General features: G+C 45.3%; 21 protein-coding genes and 1 pseudogene. 17 read left to right on the top strand and 5 right to left on the bottom strand.

Annotation, left to right across the window (positions count from 1 at the left end):
• The first annotated feature begins 371 nt into the window (after window positions 1-371).
• From C5684_RS09735 to C5684_RS03040, 3 genes are all read left to right on the top strand, one after another.
• Complete coding sequence (locus C5684_RS09735) at window positions 372-2,120, top strand: methyl-accepting chemotaxis protein (protein ID WP_407645760.1); 1,749 nt, start codon at window positions 372-374, stop codon at window positions 2,118-2,120.
• 106 nt (window positions 2,121-2,226) lie between these two features.
• Window positions 2,227-2,493 (top strand): TrbC/VirB2 family protein, encoded by a 267-nt coding sequence (locus tag C5684_RS03045; RefSeq protein ID WP_407645759.1) that lies wholly within the window; start codon window positions 2,227-2,229, stop codon window positions 2,491-2,493.
• Entirely contained in the window at window positions 2,493-2,768 is a 276-nt protein-coding gene (locus C5684_RS03040) for a hypothetical protein (RefSeq protein WP_013889613.1), read from the top strand. The genes C5684_RS03045 and C5684_RS03040 overlap by 1 nt, the downstream gene beginning before the upstream one ends.
• On the opposite strand, the gene murG is transcribed toward C5684_RS03040, so the two are convergent.
• Together murG and fliW are read right to left on the bottom strand one after the other, a co-directional pair.
• On the bottom strand, window positions 2,765-3,832 hold the full coding sequence (gene murG, locus C5684_RS03035; protein ID WP_104639380.1) for an undecaprenyldiphospho-muramoylpentapeptide beta-N-acetylglucosaminyltransferase: 1,068 nt from the start codon (window positions 3,830-3,832) through the stop codon (window positions 2,765-2,767). The genes C5684_RS03040 and murG overlap by 4 nt on opposite strands.
• A gap of 3 nt (window positions 3,833-3,835) precedes the next feature.
• Complete coding sequence (gene fliW / locus C5684_RS03030; protein ID WP_006017197.1) at window positions 3,836-4,249, bottom strand: flagellar assembly protein FliW; 414 nt, start codon at window positions 4,247-4,249, stop codon at window positions 3,836-3,838.
• A 104-nt stretch (window positions 4,250-4,353) separates the two neighbouring features.
• Here fliW and C5684_RS03025 point away from each other — a divergent pair, with 104 nt between their 5' ends.
• The 5 genes from C5684_RS03025 to C5684_RS03005 all read left to right on the top strand — a co-directional run bounded on the left by C5684_RS03025 (window position 4,354) and on the right by C5684_RS03005 (window position 7,993).
• Window positions 4,354-4,845: a hypothetical protein gene (locus tag C5684_RS03025; protein WP_013889611.1), complete on the top strand. Its 492-nt coding sequence runs from the start codon at window positions 4,354-4,356 to the stop codon at window positions 4,843-4,845.
• Between the two features lie 76 nt (window positions 4,846-4,921).
• A complete protein-coding gene (gene rplM / locus C5684_RS03020; protein WP_006017195.1) occupies window positions 4,922-5,350 on the top strand; it encodes a 50S ribosomal protein L13 in 429 nt (142 codons plus the stop codon).
• Window positions 5,351-5,740, top strand: coding sequence for a 30S ribosomal protein S9 (gene rpsI / locus C5684_RS03015; protein ID WP_006017194.1), 390 nt, complete (start codon window positions 5,351-5,353; stop codon window positions 5,738-5,740).
• A gap of 18 nt (window positions 5,741-5,758) precedes the next feature.
• Window positions 5,759-7,135, top strand: a complete 1,377-nt coding sequence (locus tag C5684_RS03010) for an MATE family efflux transporter (protein WP_104639379.1) — start codon at window positions 5,759-5,761, stop codon at window positions 7,133-7,135.
• Window positions 7,136-7,141: 6 nt separating this feature from the next.
• Complete coding sequence (locus C5684_RS03005; RefSeq protein WP_233707916.1) at window positions 7,142-7,993, top strand: J domain-containing protein; 852 nt, start codon at window positions 7,142-7,144, stop codon at window positions 7,991-7,993.
• A 1-nt stretch (window position 7,994) separates the two neighbouring features.
• Here the strand turns inward: C5684_RS03005 and C5684_RS03000 are convergent, their stop codons facing one another.
• A complete protein-coding gene (locus tag C5684_RS03000; RefSeq protein ID WP_104637943.1) occupies window positions 7,995-8,222 on the bottom strand; it encodes a YdcH family protein in 228 nt (75 codons plus the stop codon).
• Window positions 8,223-8,295: 73 nt separating this feature from the next.
• Between C5684_RS03000 and C5684_RS02995 the strand changes: the two genes are divergently transcribed.
• The 3 genes from C5684_RS02995 (at window position 8,296) to C5684_RS02985 (ending at window position 11,386) form a co-directional block, all read left to right on the top strand.
• A complete protein-coding gene (locus tag C5684_RS02995) occupies window positions 8,296-9,522 on the top strand; it encodes a hypothetical protein (RefSeq protein ID WP_104639378.1) in 1,227 nt (408 codons plus the stop codon).
• Between the two features lie 46 nt (window positions 9,523-9,568).
• On the top strand, window positions 9,569-9,940 hold the full coding sequence (locus C5684_RS02990; protein ID WP_104639377.1) for a hypothetical protein: 372 nt from the start codon (window positions 9,569-9,571) through the stop codon (window positions 9,938-9,940).
• A 90-nt stretch (window positions 9,941-10,030) separates the two neighbouring features.
• Window positions 10,031-11,386 (top strand): FAD-dependent oxidoreductase, encoded by a 1,356-nt coding sequence (locus C5684_RS02985; protein ID WP_104639376.1) that lies wholly within the window; start codon window positions 10,031-10,033, stop codon window positions 11,384-11,386.
• Here the strand turns inward: C5684_RS02985 and C5684_RS02980 are convergent.
• Window positions 11,383-12,369, bottom strand: a complete 987-nt coding sequence (locus C5684_RS02980; RefSeq protein ID WP_104639375.1) for a type I glyceraldehyde-3-phosphate dehydrogenase — start codon at window positions 12,367-12,369, stop codon at window positions 11,383-11,385. The genes C5684_RS02985 and C5684_RS02980 overlap by 4 nt on opposite strands.
• Window positions 12,370-12,494: 125 nt before the next feature.
• Between C5684_RS02980 and C5684_RS02975 the strand changes: the two genes are divergently transcribed.
• The 3 genes from C5684_RS02975 (at window position 12,495) to C5684_RS02965 (ending at window position 14,284) form a co-directional block, all read left to right on the top strand.
• Window positions 12,495-13,187 (top strand): Bax inhibitor-1/YccA family protein, encoded by a 693-nt coding sequence (locus C5684_RS02975; protein ID WP_104639374.1) that lies wholly within the window; start codon window positions 12,495-12,497, stop codon window positions 13,185-13,187.
• A complete protein-coding gene (locus C5684_RS02970; protein WP_006017183.1) occupies window positions 13,171-13,590 on the top strand; it encodes a hypothetical protein in 420 nt (139 codons plus the stop codon). Before C5684_RS02975 ends, C5684_RS02970 begins: the two co-directional genes overlap by 17 nt.
• Window positions 13,591-13,651: 61 nt before the next feature.
• Window positions 13,652-14,284, top strand: coding sequence for an NAD(P)H-dependent oxidoreductase (locus C5684_RS02965; protein WP_013889601.1), 633 nt, complete (start codon window positions 13,652-13,654; stop codon window positions 14,282-14,284).
• Here C5684_RS02965 and C5684_RS02960 read toward each other — a convergent pair.
• Window positions 14,271-15,422, bottom strand: a complete 1,152-nt coding sequence (locus C5684_RS02960; RefSeq protein WP_104639373.1) for an epoxyqueuosine reductase QueH — start codon at window positions 15,420-15,422, stop codon at window positions 14,271-14,273. The two genes, C5684_RS02965 and C5684_RS02960, sit on opposite strands and share 14 nt — an antisense overlap.
• Before the next feature lie 188 nt (window positions 15,423-15,610).
• Between C5684_RS02960 and C5684_RS09730 the strand changes: the two genes are divergently transcribed.
• The 3 genes and pseudogenes from C5684_RS09730 to C5684_RS02950 all read left to right on the top strand — a co-directional run.
• Entirely contained in the window at window positions 15,611-16,696 is a 1,086-nt protein-coding gene (locus C5684_RS09730) for a cache domain-containing protein (protein ID WP_324761459.1), read from the top strand.
• Entirely contained in the window at window positions 16,632-17,552 is a 921-nt protein-coding gene (locus C5684_RS09725) for a methyl-accepting chemotaxis protein (RefSeq protein ID WP_407645758.1), read from the top strand. Before C5684_RS09730 ends, C5684_RS09725 begins: the two co-directional genes overlap by 65 nt.
• A gap of 22 nt (window positions 17,553-17,574) precedes the next feature.
• A pseudogene (locus C5684_RS02950) lies at window positions 17,575-17,768 on the top strand (tRNA methyltransferase); the annotation flags it as partial.

Raw genomic sequence — 17,768 nt, 5'->3', positions numbered from 1 at the left:
TTATGAATTTATCCAATCTCAAAATTGGGACTAAACTTGTCTCTCTCATCATTGGGGTTTTGCTTGTCATTTTCATTGTCCTCTCTTTGGTGATCACCCACAAGTCTTCTAAAACCTTGCAAGCAGAGGCTTATAAGACCCTCTACAATGTTGCCAAGAGGCATGCTAACCGCATCATCCCCGCATTTAATCAAGGCTTTGCCCTCTTGGAAACTTTAAGGGAGACCATCCAAAATTCTATTGCTAATGATTCCCTACGCGAGGACGAGTTGGTTAATTTTGTCCGCACCGCCTTTGATGAGGCAAATTGGTCAGATTATTGTTTCCTCTATCTCCCCCGTGCAGTCTTTAAAGATTCACACAACAAAGCTATGCCCAAACCTATAGATATAGAACATCCTATCCCTGAGGGCTTTTATTTGGCTCTTGAGGATACCGATGTCTTCCATGTGGGTGGGATTATCTCCATCCCCATCCAAGAAAGTGCTAAAATTTTCAATAACTCCAATGTCAAAGATGTGTTACGCACAAACAAGGACATGCTGAGTGAGCCCGTGCACATCCGCATTGCGGGCAAGGATGTAACCTCTGTCATCGCCACTGTTCCTATCAGAGACAAACAAAAACAAGCCATTGGCTTTATTAGTCTGGCAATCGATCTGACTAAGATGCGCCAAGAAGTGATCATGGATAAGACCAGTTCAGTTTATCCGGGCGATATTATTGCGGTGCTTTCTTCTACTGGACACGTTGCCGCCTTCCCAGATATCAACATGATTGGCAAACCCTTAATTGAGGTCAATCCGGGTCCCTTGACAGAGACTATTTTGAAGGCTACTAAAGAACACAAAGAGGGGGTATTCCCCTACATGAATATCAGACACCAAGAATCTTTTATCGGTCTAGTGAATTTCAAAGTGTGGCGTGATATTGATCAGTATTGGTCAGTTTTTATAGTTGCCCCTAAGGACGCTATTTTCAAGCCTAGAAACGAGCTCACCAAGCTTGTCATCATGACTGCGTTTTTTTCTCTCATCATCGCTGGAGTGTGTGTAGCATTTTTGGCTAATAAGATCATCTCTAGGCGACTCTCTGCGGTGTTGGAGGGATTGGTTACATTTTTTAGGTTTTTAAACCATGAGAAAGTCTCCCTCAAACTCTTAAAGGTGTGGAGTAATGACGAACTGGGGCAGATGGTGAATGCCATTAATGCCAACATCCAAAAAATTCAATCGTCCTTAGAGGAAGACCAACAAGCCGTGTCCCAATCGGTCAGCACGGCTAAGATCATCGAGTCGGGCGATTTGAGCGCCAGAATCACGCAAATTCCAGCTAACCCCCAGCTCAAAGAACTTAAAAATGTGCTCAACACCATGCTAGACACCCTAGAGCGCAAGGTGGGGCGTAATATGGACACCATCAACGCCGTTTTTGAAGCCTACAAGAAATTTGATTTCACGGCTAAAATCCCAGAGGCTAAGGGTGCAGTGGAGATCACCACCAATATGCTAGGTCAAGACATTCGCGAGATGCTCAATGCCTCTTTTGCCTTCGCACAAGAATTATCCTCACAAAGTGCCATCTTAAAAGAAACCATGCAAACCCTCTCCCAAAGCAGTGTGGAGCAATCTAACTCCCTAGAGGGGACTGCCCAGCAAATTGCCCAAATCACTGCCTCTATGCAAAACACCAGTGCGCGCACCACAGAAATCACCAAGCAAGTCCAAGAGATCAAAAATATCATTGTCATCATCCAAGACATCGCTAATCAAACCAACCTTTTAGCTTTGAATGCGGCTATTGAGGCTGCTAGAGCGGGCGAGCATGGCAGAGGCTTTGCGGTGGTGGCCGATGAAGTCAGAAAATTAGCCGAGAGAACGGGTAAATCTCTAGGTGAGATCGAGGCCAATACAAACTCATTGGTCCAAAGCATGAACGAGATTGTGTCTAATATCCAAGAACAAGCTAGCGGGATTGAAGCGGTCAATGAGACGGTCGAACAATTAGAAGTTGTGGTGCAAAAAAACGCCCAAATCGCCCAAGACACCGACCAGATCACCCAAAAGGTCAATGACATCGCCAAAGAAATTCTAGATGATGTCAATAAGAAGAAGTTTTAGGGTGCCATCGTTAGCCATGCACACCCAAGCGATCGCAGTCGTGGTTGTTTAGGGGGAATTTAGTCAAATGGGGTTAAAATGGGGGAATTTAAGATAGGTGGTTAGTGTGCGTTTTTGGGGCTTTTGGGTGCTTGGTTGTTCGTGGTTGCTAGCACAAGGGGCGGATGGCTTTTTTAACGCCATTGAAACGCAACTAAAAAGCAACACGGCTAAGGGCATTTTGATGTTGATTTTTATTGGCATTGCCTTTTATGTGTGGCGTAATTTGGATCGCTGGCGGGAGATTTTCTTCACGATCTTAGGTGTGGTGTTGGGGATTGTGCTTTTTTTCAAGGCTCCGGCTTTGGCTTCTTGGTTTATGGGGCTGTTTTGATGGGGGCAGGTTATCCTGTGCTGGTGATCTCTGTGCCCAATCTCAAAGAAATCTCGACCAAAGAAAAATTTTTATGGTTAAATGCCAAATCGTGGATTTTGGCGATCTTTATCCCCTTTATCTTGTTCCCATGGCTGGGTTTGATCTATGCCCTCTTGCTCTATGGGGCGTTTTTGGGGCTTTTCAGTTTGTTGGAGTTTTTTGATGAGGACATCACCGACATTTTAATCGCACGCTCCAAGATCAAAACCCCTAGCGTGGATTTTTACGCTTAACCCAGTTGTTCTAAGACTCGATCCACAATCAAGCGTGCCCCGTCATTAGAAATTTTGGCTTGAAGTCCCAAACTTACCTTAGAGATATAAAGACCCTCTTTTTTGGGCGTTTCTAACCATTGGATGAAATCAAAGAGATGTTGGGGGTGCAAATCATGCTGGAGAATGATCTTAGCCAAGCCCTCTTGTTCGAACTCTAGGGCATTGAAATACTGGTGGTTATTGGCAGCATAGGGGTAGGGGACAAACATGGTGGGTAGGTTGTTGGCACACAATTCCCAAACACTGCTCGCCCCCGCACGACTCACACAAATATCAGCTTGTTTCATTTTCTCCACTAGGTGTAAATCAAAATCAAAGATATCCACCTCATCTAGGATACCCAAACCTTTGTAAAGAGCAGCTACGCGCTCGTAATCTAAAACCCCACATTGGTGGATGATCCGCATGCCATTCTTAAGTAGCTTGCGCGCACATAAAAGCGCAAACTCATTAATGGCTTTAGCTCCCTGAGAGCCCCCTAAAAATAAGATGGTTTCGACCTTGTTACGCACACGGGCACGATCAAAAAAAACCTGTTGGACGGGGTAGGGGGTTTGGATATAATTTTTTCTTTTACGATCCTCGCCCTTAAAGCTCCCAAAAACGCTCTTGGCATAGGGAGCCACTATTTTATTGAGCGACCCTTGCACGGCATTTTGTTCGTGGATAAAAAGGGGCGTGCGTGCGATCATGCTAGCAAAGCTCCCCGGACCGGCACTAAACCCCCCGACACTGATCATGCCCTTAATTTGGTGTTCCTCGATGATTTTCATCGCTTCTTTGGTGCTCTTCATTTGTTTGAAAAGCGCACCAATTTTCTTAAAAAACCCCTTATTAACCACACCTTCTGTGTTCAAAAAATAGCGTTCTTTAAAAAGATCGCTGTGCTCAAACCATGCCTTGTCCTGTCCGGAGGTGCTCCCAATGAAGATGAGTTCTTGTCCCCTGCTTTTGAGCTCTTGGGCTAGAGAACGGGCGATACACAAATGCCCGCCCGTTCCGCCTCCGGTGATTGCCAACATGGTCTAAAGGGCAACTTGCGAATTAGCCGGTGCGGGCATGGCGACAAAGGATTTGAGCATGTCTCTAAAGCCAAAATCGGGGTAATCCATAATGGAGAGGGCTACTTGTGCGGCATAACCATTTTTAGGGTTGAAGATCAAAGGAGCTAGAAAATTCACCATGGATTCTTCTAGTTTCTTTTGGATCACCACCACGCAAAAAACCTCTACTTGTGAATCATAGTCCAATTCTAGCAACAATTCGATGTATTTGGGGATACTAAAATGATAATCCCGCAACTTATAGGGGTTAGCCAAGATCATGCTGATGCTCCCATCTAGGCTAGTGATCCGACTAAAGAGATCATCAATGTGAGTGAGTTCTACTTCTAAAATCCGCTCAAATCCTAAGATAGGGGCTTTCAATTCATAGCGCATGCACTTCCTTATGGCAAAGATACACTAAATAAGCAAAGGTTATTCCATAAAATCTAGTAGCCCGTTTGGGCTTTTACGCTACAATGCGATTTTCAAGGAGAGATATGCCCTATAGCAATACCAATAATATTCCTAAATTGAAAAAGTGGATCATCAAGTGGCAAACCCGATCGCTAGGCAAACACCTCCATGTGCATATTTTGATCCTCTCAGTTTTGGTGTTTTCCGATCGTTGTGATTTGGATAAGCAATTAGAGAAGGTTAAATGCCATTTAGACAAGGCACTTAACCCTAGATTGGCTAGCATGGTCTTTGAGCGTATTTTGGTTAATATCGCTGATTATGATGCTGATGAGCATTTATACCTCAAGGATCGCATGCGGGTCTTTGAACTCTTGGTGCAAAATATCCAGCTTTATGGCATTGTGCTAGACATTTGGGAGGAGGATATTTATCAAGATCAGCGCGACATTTTAAAAGTTGCGGTCCAAAACGCCTATGACAAGCGTTATAGCTTGGATGCGGAAAGCCAACGGGCTTTGTCTTACCAGATGCGTATCTTTGCCAATAAACGCGCGCCTGTCTGCAAGCTTTAAAACTTCTTAATTTCAGCCATTTATTAGTTTTGAAACACTAGAATGGGCGTTTTTGATATTATACAAGGGAAGTAAGATGAACTTGACACAATCAATCAGGGCAGAGGAAGTGAAGCGCGCATGGGTGGTCTTAGATGCCAAAGATCAGGTGTTTGGGCGGCTCATCACCCAAGCGGCGACTCTGTTACGGGGCAAACACCGCCCTTACTACACCCCGCATGTGGATTGTGGGGATTTTGTGGTGGTGATCAATGCGGGTAAGGTGAAGTTTTCAGGCATGAAGCTAGAGGACAAGGAATACTTTACCCACTCGGGCTACTTTGGGAGCACCAAGAGCAAGACTCTAAAAGAGATGTTGGAGAAAACTCCAGAAAAACTCTTTTTCTTAGCCGTGCGGGGCATGTTACCTAAAACCAAATTAGGGCGCGCGATGATCAAAAAACTCAAGGTCTATAAAGATGATAAACACCCACACACCGCTCAAGTGAGCAAGAAGGATAACTAGATGACAAAATTTTATGCCACAGGGAAAAGAAAAACAGCGATCGCCAAAGTTTGGCTCTCCCATGGGGGCGGGGAGCTCAACATCAATGGCATGGATTTGAATGCGTGGCTAGGCGGGCATGAGTCCATTAAAATGAAAGTGATGCAACCCTTAGTTCTAACCAAACAAGAGGGGCTAGTCAATATCAAAGCCGTTGTTTTTGGGGGCGGGTATAGTGCCCAAGCAGAGGCTTTAAGGCATGGCATTTCTAAGGCTTTAAACCTCTATGATAGTGCTTTTAGGGCAATCTTGAAGCCCAAAGGCTTGCTAACACGCGATTCTAGAGTGGTTGAGCGTAAAAAATATGGCAAACACAAGGCTAGACGCAGCCCACAATTCTCTAAACGATAGCACGCAAGGGGGGGTGCTGTGGCTGTTGATTTAAGAAAAGATAGTATCCCCCGCCTCTTTTTTTATTATTTTATCCCTCTTGCCTTTTCCATGATCTCGCTTTCCACTTATTCCATGATTGATGGCATGTTTGTGGGGAACAAGTTAGGCAAGGATGCCCTAGCGGCTGTGGGGGTGTGCTGGCCTATCTTCCCGACCCTCATTGCCTATGAATTGCTCTTTGGGCTAGGGGCAGCCTCCATCGCCTCTTATTTTTTGGGCAAAAACCAAGCCCGCCGTGCGCGCCTTGTTTTTAGCTCCGTGTTTTATTTTGTGGCACTCAGCATGGGGGTGATTGGCTGGGTTTTAGTGCCCTTTAGCGATGAGATTGCGCGTTTGTTGGGCAGTAGCGAGTTGCTTTTGCCCATGGCATCTATTTATATCAAAGTGATCTTGATGGGGGCGATTTTTATGGTTTTGCACCCCTTAGCCGATGTGTTTGTGGTCAATGACAAACGCCCTATGTTGGCGATGATTGCCATGCTGATTGGCTCTTTAACCAATGTCTTGTTTAACTATCTCTTACTCTATGTGGTGGAAGTTGGCATCCATGGGAGTGCGATTGCCACGGTTTTAGGGCATGCGGTGGGGTTTTTGGTGTTGCTCTCCCATTTTTTGTTGAAAAAAGGGCAACTTTACTTTGTGCGCCGTTTCAATTTGGCAAGCATCATCTCATCGGCTAAGAGTGGTCTGCCCCAAAGTGTCTCCGAGCTCAGTGCCGCCATTGTCATGCTCTTATTCAACCACACGATCATGAGCACCACCAATGAACGCGATGTTTCTATCTATGCAATTATCATGTATAATGGGATTGTTTTTTGGACGACCCTGCTCGCCATCGGGCAGGGGATTCAACCCATTGCGAGTTTTAGCTATGGTGCGGGCTACATTGATCGAGTCAAGGCGGTTTTTATCTTTGGGCTCAAGGCTTCTTTGTGTGTGGGCGTGGGACTCTATGTGCTCTTTTATTTTTTGGATACCCATTTAATCAAACTCTACATGGATTCAGAAAAACTAGCCAGCGATCCCAACTTTTTACAAGACACCAAGCACGCCATGAATGTCTATTACAGCGGGCATATTCTCTTAGGGCTCAACCTCTTTTGTGCGATCTTTTTCCAATCCATCCAACGCACGGCGAGTTCTTTTCTCATCACCCTTTGTGAAACCATCGTTTTTATCGCGATCTTACTCCCAATTTTGAGCCATTTTTTTGGCATCCAAGGCATTTGGATCACCTACCCGCTTTCCCAATTCTTAGCCTTGATTGTGGCGGTGTTTGTGATCCGCTATGAGATTAAAAGGGGCACCTTTGGCATGAAGCTAGAGCAAAACCCTCTAAAAAACATGCGATAATGCACCATGCAAATCAAAACCAAGATCGTCCCCAAAGCCCTAAGCCCCCACCACACATCCGCTTTAAGCAAGAAAAACAACCAGTTTATCGAGGTGTGCCTAGACCCCTTGCTCTATAAAAAAACCAGCCACTATGTCAAAAAGCACTTTGCCGAACATGTCAAATTCAAGCACACCCTCATCCTTTTAGAGACAGAGAGTCTCAAAAAAACCTATTTACTCAACCGCCTTTTTTACGCCAAATACGCCCTGCACCCCTTCCACCACCCCGACACCTTTAAAGCCCTCTTGCAAAAAATCTTGGATCACGCCCATTTACCCATTGTGTTTAAAGAGTGCCAAACACCCCATAGCGCAGGTTATAGACCTATTTTGGCTTTGGTGCATCGCGTTGAGATCAATGTGGTGTATATGCAATCGCGTTTGGTGTTTTATTACACCAATTTTATTGCCCGGGAGTTTTTGCACGCCACTTTTGCGCCCTATATCTTATTAGAAACACCTTTTAAAGATAAAAGCAATAAGAGAGAATTTTTGCATGAAACCCACGCCCACATCGATGCCCTCTCGATCTTAATGACCCTTAGAATCCCCCACTTCAAGCATGCCTATATCCATTTTATTTACCCCACCCAAACACTCTATCTAACCAAACAAGAGGAAATTATTTTAAGGGCGCTACGCACGCTAGGCTTAGGGGTGATGCACTCCAAAGAGCAGATCAAGCAACGCTATTTAGAACTTGCCAAACTCTACCACCCGGACACCTCCAACCCCTCCTCTATTTACTCCCAAAGCATCTACAAACAACGCTTTTTGGAAGTGGCAGAGGCTTATGAGATTTTAAAATGCCTCTGAGCTATTTTTTGTGTTTGGTGCCCTCTTTATACTCTTGGATCATGCGGTAAATCTCATCTTTAAGGTGGAGTTTTTTCTTTTTCAACGCCACCACTTTTAAATCCTCAGTGTTATGCGCCTCTAAAGTGGCGATCTCATCATCTAGGGCGTTGTGCTCCTCAAAAATTTTACTGAAGTGCGGGTTTTGATTGCTCAACTCTTTGATTTCATCGCGATATTCGTGGAACATAACCATCCTTTAAGTGTAATCTTAGCCCTCTATTATAGTATAATGGGCTTTTTTACCCGCTTAAAGGATTGGCATGTCTGCCGTTTTACTCCGCCTTGTTTTAGTCGGATTTTTAGCCTTGATGCCTCTGTGTGCGATCAGTTTTAAAGATCACATGCGTTACAATTTGGGCTTTAACCTCTTCATCATGGACCATGAAGGCTCGACCAAATATTGGGTCAATACCAACACCACACTCAACACGCGTCTAACCCCTGAGATCGGGTTTGCCTTTGATCTCAAAAGCGTCGAACAAAAGCTGATGATCGGGGCGTTCTTTTTCCAAAATATCCACACCTACCAGATGAATTTCCCCTCCAAATGGGGACCCACCATCTATTATCAAGCAAGAGGACGCTCATTTAACTTTTATGGGGGTATTTTCCCTAGAAAATATTTAAACGGGCACTACCCCTTAAATGTCTTTGCGCCCTATTACTGGTTTATTGACCCCAATGCGCGTGGGTTTTTGGTGCAATACAAACCCATCTACAAACCCGAAAAACCCGCCTATTTAGAAGCAGAGTTCATGCTAGATTGGTTTGGGGGGAATTGTTATACATGCAAATACGGGCGTAATGGCTTGGGCAATGGCATGGACCGCTTTAGTTTTATGGGCTATACGCAACTTTCTATGTTGAAAAATTACTTGATTTTGGGGGGGAATGCCCAATACTTCCATGTGGAAGATCAATTTTTGCTCAACTGGCCCCATGTGTCTGCCAGTGTCCCTAAAGGCTCGATCTATCTCTTAGATCGCCTGTATTACCAAGCCTATGCCAAGAGCGATTTGCTCAATCTAGTGCCTTTCATGGAAAAAGTCAATTTTTCAATCGGCGTGCTGGGGAATTTAGAGAGATTGCGGCATGTGAATATGCCCACGCCCTTTAAGATTAGCACGGGTCTATTTATGGAAGGGCATTTACAATATAGGGGCTTTGGAATCAGCGATCTCTTTTTTGCCAGCAAACATGGCGAGGATTTTTACTACAACAAATACAAAAATGTCGAGCTCATCTGTTCTAAGGATTACTGCCCCACGCCCATTTATAGAGGCGTGCCCTTTTTCCAAGCCCCCCTGTATAACCGCTTGGACATTTACTATGAGTTTAGAAGCTCCTTTGCGAGCATTAAAACCCAATTTGTCTATAACACCATGAGCGACTATACCCAAACCAGCTCTTCTTACCAAGTCTATTTCACGGTCGCCCTAGACAGCTACGAATTGCTGAATTTTATCTTGCGGAAAGTCAAACATTAGCAAAACCATAAAAAGCCGATATGTTAGGAAAATCAAAGGAGCTAACATGCCGGTTTCCATTGTAGGCAATGTAACCTATGTCAATCAAAATGCCCCCTATAGCTCCATTGTCAATCAAAATGCCCTCCCCAAGATCGAGGAGATCAACCAAAAGGAATTTGTCGAACGCCTGCAAGTGGTCCAAGCCACCCGTGCGCTTGAGAAAAATCAAGCCGTGCATCGAGACAAAGAGGAGCAAAAGAACAACCACCCCCAACAAGAGTCATCTCACGATCAGCCCGATGCACGTTGCCGCCAAGACAAAGCCCATTGCTACCACGGGCATTATTACAGCGATCGCGATTTAGAGCGCGCGGTTGAAAACACCCACGAGTTAGAGCAATTCGTGGAAAAACATGTTTTTGATATTACAATTTAAAAGTTGTTCATATTATTATCTTGGTGGCTGAAGGTCATTGTAGAATAGGATAAGCATGGTAACATTATCAGAAAACCAAAAGGATTTCACATGGGATTTGATTACGATTTAGTGGTGATCGGATTTGGCAAGGGGGGCAAGACTTTAGCCGCCCAAAGTGCCAAGATGGGTAAGAAAGTGGCACTGATCGAACAATCTAGCGAAATGTATGGCGGGACATGCATTAACATCGGGTGTATCCCCTCTAAGGCTTTGTTGCACATGGCGACCTATAAAAAAGGCCCTACAGGTTACAAAGAAAGCATTGAGGAAAAAAATAAGTTAGTGGCGTTTTTACGCCAAAAAAATTATGAAACCATGCAACAAGCTAAGGTGCAAGTTGTTGATGGCACGGCCAGCTTTAAAGACAAGCACACTTTGATGATTTACCACAAGGATAGTTGCCAAGAGATGAGCGCAGCCCATATTGCCATCAACACGGGTTCTATCCCCATCACACCCAATATCCCCATCCAATCATCGCATGTCTATGACAGCACTTCTTTAATGCAATTAAGCACCCTCCCTTCTCATTTGGTCGTGGTGGGTGGAGGGCATATTGGGTTGGAATTTGCCAGCATGTTGGCTGATTTTGGCAACCATGCCCACAAGAACTATACAAAAATCACCATCCTAATGCGTGGGGATACCTTTTTGCCCAAAGAAGATAAGCCCTTCCAAGAGAGCATTTACCAATCCCTAACCCAGCGTGGCATTGAGATTGTTTTAAACGCGCAGGTGCAAAGTATCCAAGATCAACACTTGCACTATGTGGATAGCAAGAGCAAGCAAGAGCACACCTTGCAAGCTGATGCCTTTTTGCTCGCCACCGGGCGTGCCCCTAATACCGAGCATTTGCATGTAGAAAAGGCAGGACTCAAACTAGGCAAACACCAAGAGGTGGTCACCAATGAATTTTTAGTGGCTAATCCGGATGCGGGCGGAAACATCTATGCTTTGGGTGATGTCAAGGGGGGGGACATCTTTAGCACCTATGTGAGCTTGGATGATTTTAGGATTGTTTCTAGCCATTTGTATGGGGACAAGTCCCGCACCACCCATAACCGCTCTGCCCTGCCCCAAGTGCTTTTCACCCAAACCCCCTATAGCCATGTGGGCATGCGTGCTAAGGACATTGAAAAATCGGGTCAAAAAGTGCTGGTTAAAACAATCCCCACTGCCTCCATCCCCGGGGCTAGGGTGATTGAGGACACCACCGGGTTATTGCAAGTTTTAGTGGGCGATGAGCCCAAACAATCGGTTTTGGGGGCGAGTTTGCACTGCCCCCTCTCCCATGAACTCATCAATGTCTTTGCCCTAGCGATCAACCAAAAGTTAGGCTTTAGTGCCCTTAAGGACATGATCTACTCCCACCCCTCCATCATGGAGAGCTTTAACACGCTCTAGTGGATATAAAACGCCATCTCTACGAGGCGTTTGGCATAAGCCCATTCGTTGTCATACCATGCCATGATCTTGGCATGTTGTCCTAAACTAAAAGCCATGTCCTCAATCACCACGCAACTAGCACTATTGCCTATAATGTCCGCACTCACCTTGTAGTGGCTATCCATCTCCAAAATGTTGAGCAAGTGTTCTTGACTGGCTTGCTTAAACACATCTACGAGGGTTTCAGTGGAGATAGAACGCCCTAAACGCGCACTCAAATCAATCATAGAAACATCCATAGTCGGCACACGGACACTGCGCCCATGCATTTTGTCTTTAAGCTGGGGGAGCACAAGATGCAGGGCTTGTGCGGACCTTGTTGTGGTGGGGATGATATTATGCGCCGCACGGCAACGCCGTTTATCAGTTGAGCCAATCCCATCTACTAAAGCCTGCCCTTGGGTGTAGCTATGGATGGTGGTTAAAAGCGCGCTCTTGATCCCAAAATGCTCATCTAAGAGCATGCAAATAGGGGCTAGGGCGTTGGTGGTGCAAGAAGCGTTGGAAATAATGGGTTGGTTGTCATAAAGATGGTGGTTAACTCCTAGCACAAAGGTTGCTGGATTGTTGGGATCGACATTTTCAAAAGGCGCGCCCAAAATGATCTTTTTAGCCCCCCGCTCCCTAAAGACCTCCAAAGCGGGTATGTTAGAAAATTTCCCTGAAGTTTCCAACAAAACATCGATTCCGCTTAAATCCAAATCTTGCGGGTCTGCGCTTTGGGTGATCTCTAAGATGTGATCGCCCACCACCAGCTTAGACTTGCCCAATTCCACATCTTGGCTATAAACCCCATGCACGCTGTCATGCTGGAACAAATACGCCAGCATCTCCCAATCCCCAATATCGTTAATCTTAACCAAAGATTCTGGGTATTCAGCAAGCAAGATTCTAGCCACACAACGACCAATCCTTCCAAACCCATTAATGGCAATTTTCAAAACTCTACCTTTGTTTCAAATTCTCCAATCCCCTAGGCAAAATCCCCACAATCTACCATGTTTTAAGCGAGGTATTAGAGTGCAGTGCTATAATCCTACCACTTTTTAAATTAAAAGGAGTAACTATGGCACTTTATGATCGAACTGGCTTACAACAAGAAGCCTTTTCACACGCACAACAAAGCGAAACAGCACTTGTTAATTTTGTTAAAACCACCTATAAGTTTTTTGCGGCTAGCCTCTTGCTGGCTACCATCGGTGCGCTGATTGGCTTGATGAATTTCCATATTGCGCTCCAGTATAAGTGGGTGTTTTTCATCGCTGAGATTGCTGCCTTTTTTGGCTTGATGTTCACCAGAAACATGCCCACCCTCAATATGTTCATGCTCTTTGGCTTTACTTTCCTCTCTGGCATCACCCTTGTGCCCTTGCTAGGCTTTGTGATCGCTAAATCGGGCGCGGCTGCCATTTGGCAAGCTTTGGGGATGACCACCATTGTTTTTGGCGTGATGAGTGTTTATGCGATTAAAACCAAGAGCGATCTAGCCAATATGGGTAAAATGCTCTTTATTGCTGTGATTGTGGTCGTGGTCGCCTCCTTGATTAATCTATTCTTGGGCTCACCCATCATGCAAGTGGCGATTGCGGGCGTGAGCGTGATTTTATTTAGCTTGTTTGTGGCTTATGACACCCAAAACATCATCCGCGGTCTGTATGAAAACCCTATCCAAGCCGCAACAGCACTTTATTTGGACTTCCTCAATATCTTTGTTTCGCTCTTGCAAATCATGGGTATTATGGGTGGCCGCAACGACTAGGAGTTTTGAGCGTCTCCTAGATGCTAATCTAAACCGCTTGAAAGAGGGGGTGCGGGTGGTGGAGGATGTGATGCGCTACCTCTACGATCACGCCGAACTAGCCTTAAAGCTCAAAAAGGTCCGCCACAACGCCACCTTGATTTTCCAACAAAATAACTTAGATTTGTGCGCCCTTTGTGCTGGGCGTGATAGCCAAAATGATGTTTTAGCCGATTTGGATTTTAACAATGCCGGATCGTGTTTGCAGATGGTGCAAGCCAATTTCAAACGCGCCCAAGAGAGCGCACGGGTACTAGAAGAGTGCTTTAAATATTTGATTGTGTCCCCTAAAGCGGGCTTTAAATCCTTGCGCTATGAATTATACACCCTTGAAAAAGAATGCATCGCGTTGATCCAAGCCTAAATGTGGGTGCTTGTTTGGCAGATTTGGCTATAATCAAGTATCTTAACACAAAGGATTTTCTATGCAACACCCCAAACCCCTACACCATGGCGATCTCAACGCCTTTTTGCACCGCCGTTTTGCGTGTAAAAAATTTGATGCCAGCTACACCTTGCCCAAAGAGACCCTAGAGCTCATCTTAGAGGCTGCGCGCCTAGCCCCTAGCTCTTATAACACCCAGCCTTGGGAATTTGTGGTCGTGCGCGGCAAGCTCAAAGACCAGCTACTCCCCCATGTGTTTTTTAATGCGGATATGATTCAAAGCTGTTCGGCTTTGATCGTGGTGGGCTACATGCATGCCGGTTCTCTCAATGCGGATTATCTGCGTGGGTTTTACACCCAAGAATACCACCAAAGAGTCGCTAATGGCGTGGAAGTCTTGCTCAAAGATCGCTTGAAAAACGATCTGACCTTGATTGAGGGCTACATGAAAGAGCAATGCTACATTGCTGTGGGGCAGATGACCCTAGCAGCCACCCTTTTAGGCGTGGATTCGTGTATCATTGGGGGCTTTGATGCCCTTAAGGTCAAACATGTTTTAAATGCACACTTTAACCCCCCCCACATCGCTTGCTTGGTGGCACTGGGCAAAGCCGACATGCCCACCACCAAAAAAGCGCGCAAGCACAAAGACAGCGCGATCAAGTGGCTTTGAGCAAGTAAAAATTTTTGTGGGTGAAGGTTTGCGCCACGATTTCCAAATTGATAGGCGCATCCAGTAGCCCCAAATTAGGGACAATGATGATAGGTTGGATACTCTCCAAACCAACGAGCTTTTGGCGGATATAGAGTTCTTGCTCATAACTTAGGGGGGCAAAGTCAGGCAAATTAAGCAAAGTGGCTACGCCCCTGTGATCTAAAAACAAACTCTCATCTTTTACGCTAACGCCTAGCCTAATCTTTAAAGGCTCAAGCTCTAAGCCGTGTTGTTGGGCTAACATTTGCTCGGCTAAAGTCGCCCCAATGCTATAAAATTGGATCGTTAAATCCTTGATCACCACCTGCTTGCTCATCGAGTGGTTCAAAATCACGCTGGGGATCACCCGATCGCCCACACGCACCACACCCCTAAGCAACAAATAAGTTTGCAAACTTTGCTGTAAAAGCTGGTAGTCTTGCTGGTTTTGCTCCAAGCCATCACGCTCGCCAAAAACTTGGAGGCGTTTGGCGATGCTAGCTGGGTGGATTTGGCGGTTTAAAGGGCTGATTAATTCCATGCAAGGCTTGTCTTGGGCTTGGCGTTGGTCGCTTAGGGCAAACTGACACCCGCAATAATTTTGGCGGTAAAGTTTGTCGCGTTTGGCTAGGGCATTTTGTTTGCTCACCCCGCCCTGTGCGCGCACATTCACATAAATAAACTCCAGCCCATAACGCGCCGCAATTTTCTCCCCCTGTTGTTTTAAAACCACCTGCTCTTTCATCGGGCTTGAAAGTAAAGTGGTGCTAAAGTGCTGGATACCCAGCATTAAAGCCAGTTTGGCGCAAGCCTCCAAACGCACATCAAAGCAGACATTGCAACGCCCCCCCTTTTCTTTCTCTTGTTCTAAACCTTTTACCGCCTCTAGCCATGCGCTCAAGGCATATTCACCCTCAATAAGAGTAATACCCAAGCGCGCACACGAGCGTTTAACATCTTGGAGGCGTAACAAGTATTCTTCATAGGGGTGGATATTGGGGTTATAAAAAAACCCCAGCAAAGAGCTTGTCGGGTAGAGTTTGGCTAATTCTTGTAAAAAATAATGGCTATCCACCGAACAGCAAATATGCACCAAGATTTGATTAGGTGCGCTCATTTTTTAAGCACCATATAGACATAATAGCCCACACCGCCCACCAACACGCCGATCAAAAACACAAGCAAAAATAAATCCAAAAAACCCATCGCCAACCTTGTTTTTAGGATTATAGCATGGCTAGCCCACTAGGTGGCTTTTAAGTATTTTTTCCTATAATGCGGGATTACCTTGAGAATTGGACTAAAATGGGATTTAAGAGAAAAATTGCGTTGGTGCTGGCTCTTGTTTTATTGGTGGGCTTTGGCACTTTTGGGGTTTTTATCGAGCGTTTTGTGCAAAAAATCGTGGTGAAAGATGTTCAGGCTAGTTTATTGGAAATGGCGCGTTCTAGCACCCGTTGGATTGCCACTTGGAATGAAGATGACATGCGTTTGTTCAAAATTGGGCTAGAACGCATCGAGGCGTTGAAAATAACGCCCAACCATCTCCCCAATTTGGATCACTTGCGTGCGATTCTCTCTTACACCAACCAAACCTTAGAGGGCTTGCATGTCTATGTTGGGCTAGAAAATGGGGCGATGTATTCCACCTTAGAAACGCCCAAAGATTATGACCCCAGGGTGCGTGATTGGTATAAGAGTGCCAAAAACTTAAAGAAAACTGAGTTCTATGGTAAAGTTTTCAAAGATGCTTTTACACAAAAATTGGTCATGGCCTATAGTGCGCCCCTTTATGTTGATGGGGAATTTGTGGGGGCTATGGGGGCGAGTATCCCCTTGACTTTTTTTGCCGACCATGTTAGCCTCTTGCGTTTTGGGGAGGAAGTGGGGGTTAGCATTTTGAGCGATAAGGGCTTTGTCATCGCTTCAACCCGCTTAGAGGCAGGGATTGACATCCACAGCTCTAACTCAGCACTTAAAAATATTTTTGACAAGATTGTTACCCAACAAGAGGGGATTTTAGTCCATACCGATCAGGGCCAAAAGGAGTTTTTGGTCTTCACCACAGTGCCTAGGTATAATTGGAAAATCATTGCACGCATTCCTGTTAGTTTTGCTCTTAAAAATGTGTCTTCTTTGCGGGTTTTGATGTTTAGCATCTCTAGTTTTTTCTTGATCCTAGTCTTGTTGGTCATGATCTCTTGGATTTACTACCTAGCCATGCCCTTAGAGCGTCTAAACAGCTTGAGTTTGGATTTGACTAAGGGTAGCCGTGATTTGACCAAGCGTATCCCCCTTACAGAGGAGCAAAAGGGCAAAACCAAAGATGAAATCATCTCCATCGCCCAGCACATCAATACCTTTATTGAGCACATGCAAACCATCTATTGAGCACATGCAAACCATCATGCTCAAATTCAAAACCAGCGGGTCGCTCAATGCCCAAATTGCCCAAAGTGTGCGCTCTAAGGTCATGGAGATTCACAAGCGCGCCAGCCGTGCCATTGAGGTGCTCAAGGGCACCTATGATCGCAGTGCGAGCAATGCGAACAAGGTGCTTGATTGTCTGCAAAACACCAATAGCAATAATGAAAAGTTATACAGCACGGGCGCGCAACTCCAGCAAGTGCAAGAGCAAATGGAGTCCCTCAATGCACGCTTGAACACCAATGCCAAACAAAGCGTAGAGTTTTCACATAAACTGGAGGAGACCTCTCAAAGCACGGATAACATCAAAGAGGTTTTAACCATCATCGATGATATTGCCGCCCAAACCAATCTTTTAGCCCTCAATGCCGCCATTGAGGCTGCCCGTGCGGGTGAGCATGGACGGGGTTTTGCGGTGGTGGCTGATGAGGTCAGAAAACTAGCCGAAAAAACGCAAAATAGCCTAACAAGCATTAACTCCACCATCAATGAAATGGTGCAAAGCGTGGGCGATGTGAATCACAGCCTCAATCAAAATGCCCAAGAACTCGTGGAAACCGCCAAGTTGGCTACAGATGTCCAAAACATCATGCAAACCAGCATGCAAAATATCCAAGAAGTGATCGATAACACCCGTGCCGATGTCAAAGAATTAGAAAGCGTGGTTACACACACCCAAGAGATGAACGATGAGATCAGCCAAATTAACACCATTGCGCGCCAAAACCTAGAAGACATTAACGACATCCACAAAGAAAGCGATACTTTTGGGAATATTGCTGACGAGCTCAACGCAGATTTAGAGAAGTTCAAGGTTTAAAACCACAAGAAGGCTTGCAAGATTGCCTGCCATCTCAAATAAAATGATCCGCCTACTTCTCTTAGCCCTCTTGGTCTTAAATTTGCAGGGCAAAGAAAAGGAACATGTATTAACTATCTTTATTCAAATAGACAACCCCAAAGAATCCCAAAACGCCCCCTTTTTCAAGGCATTTAAGGCACTCTATGATTACATGCAAAAATCCTCCGCCAAGAA

The sequence above is a fragment of the Helicobacter bizzozeronii genome (assembly GCF_900196775.1).
GTDB lineage: Bacteria > Campylobacterota > Campylobacteria > Campylobacterales > Helicobacteraceae > Helicobacter > Helicobacter bizzozeronii.
Note: the sequence above shows the minus strand (reverse complement) of the source record. Positions and strands in the feature narration are given on the sequence as shown.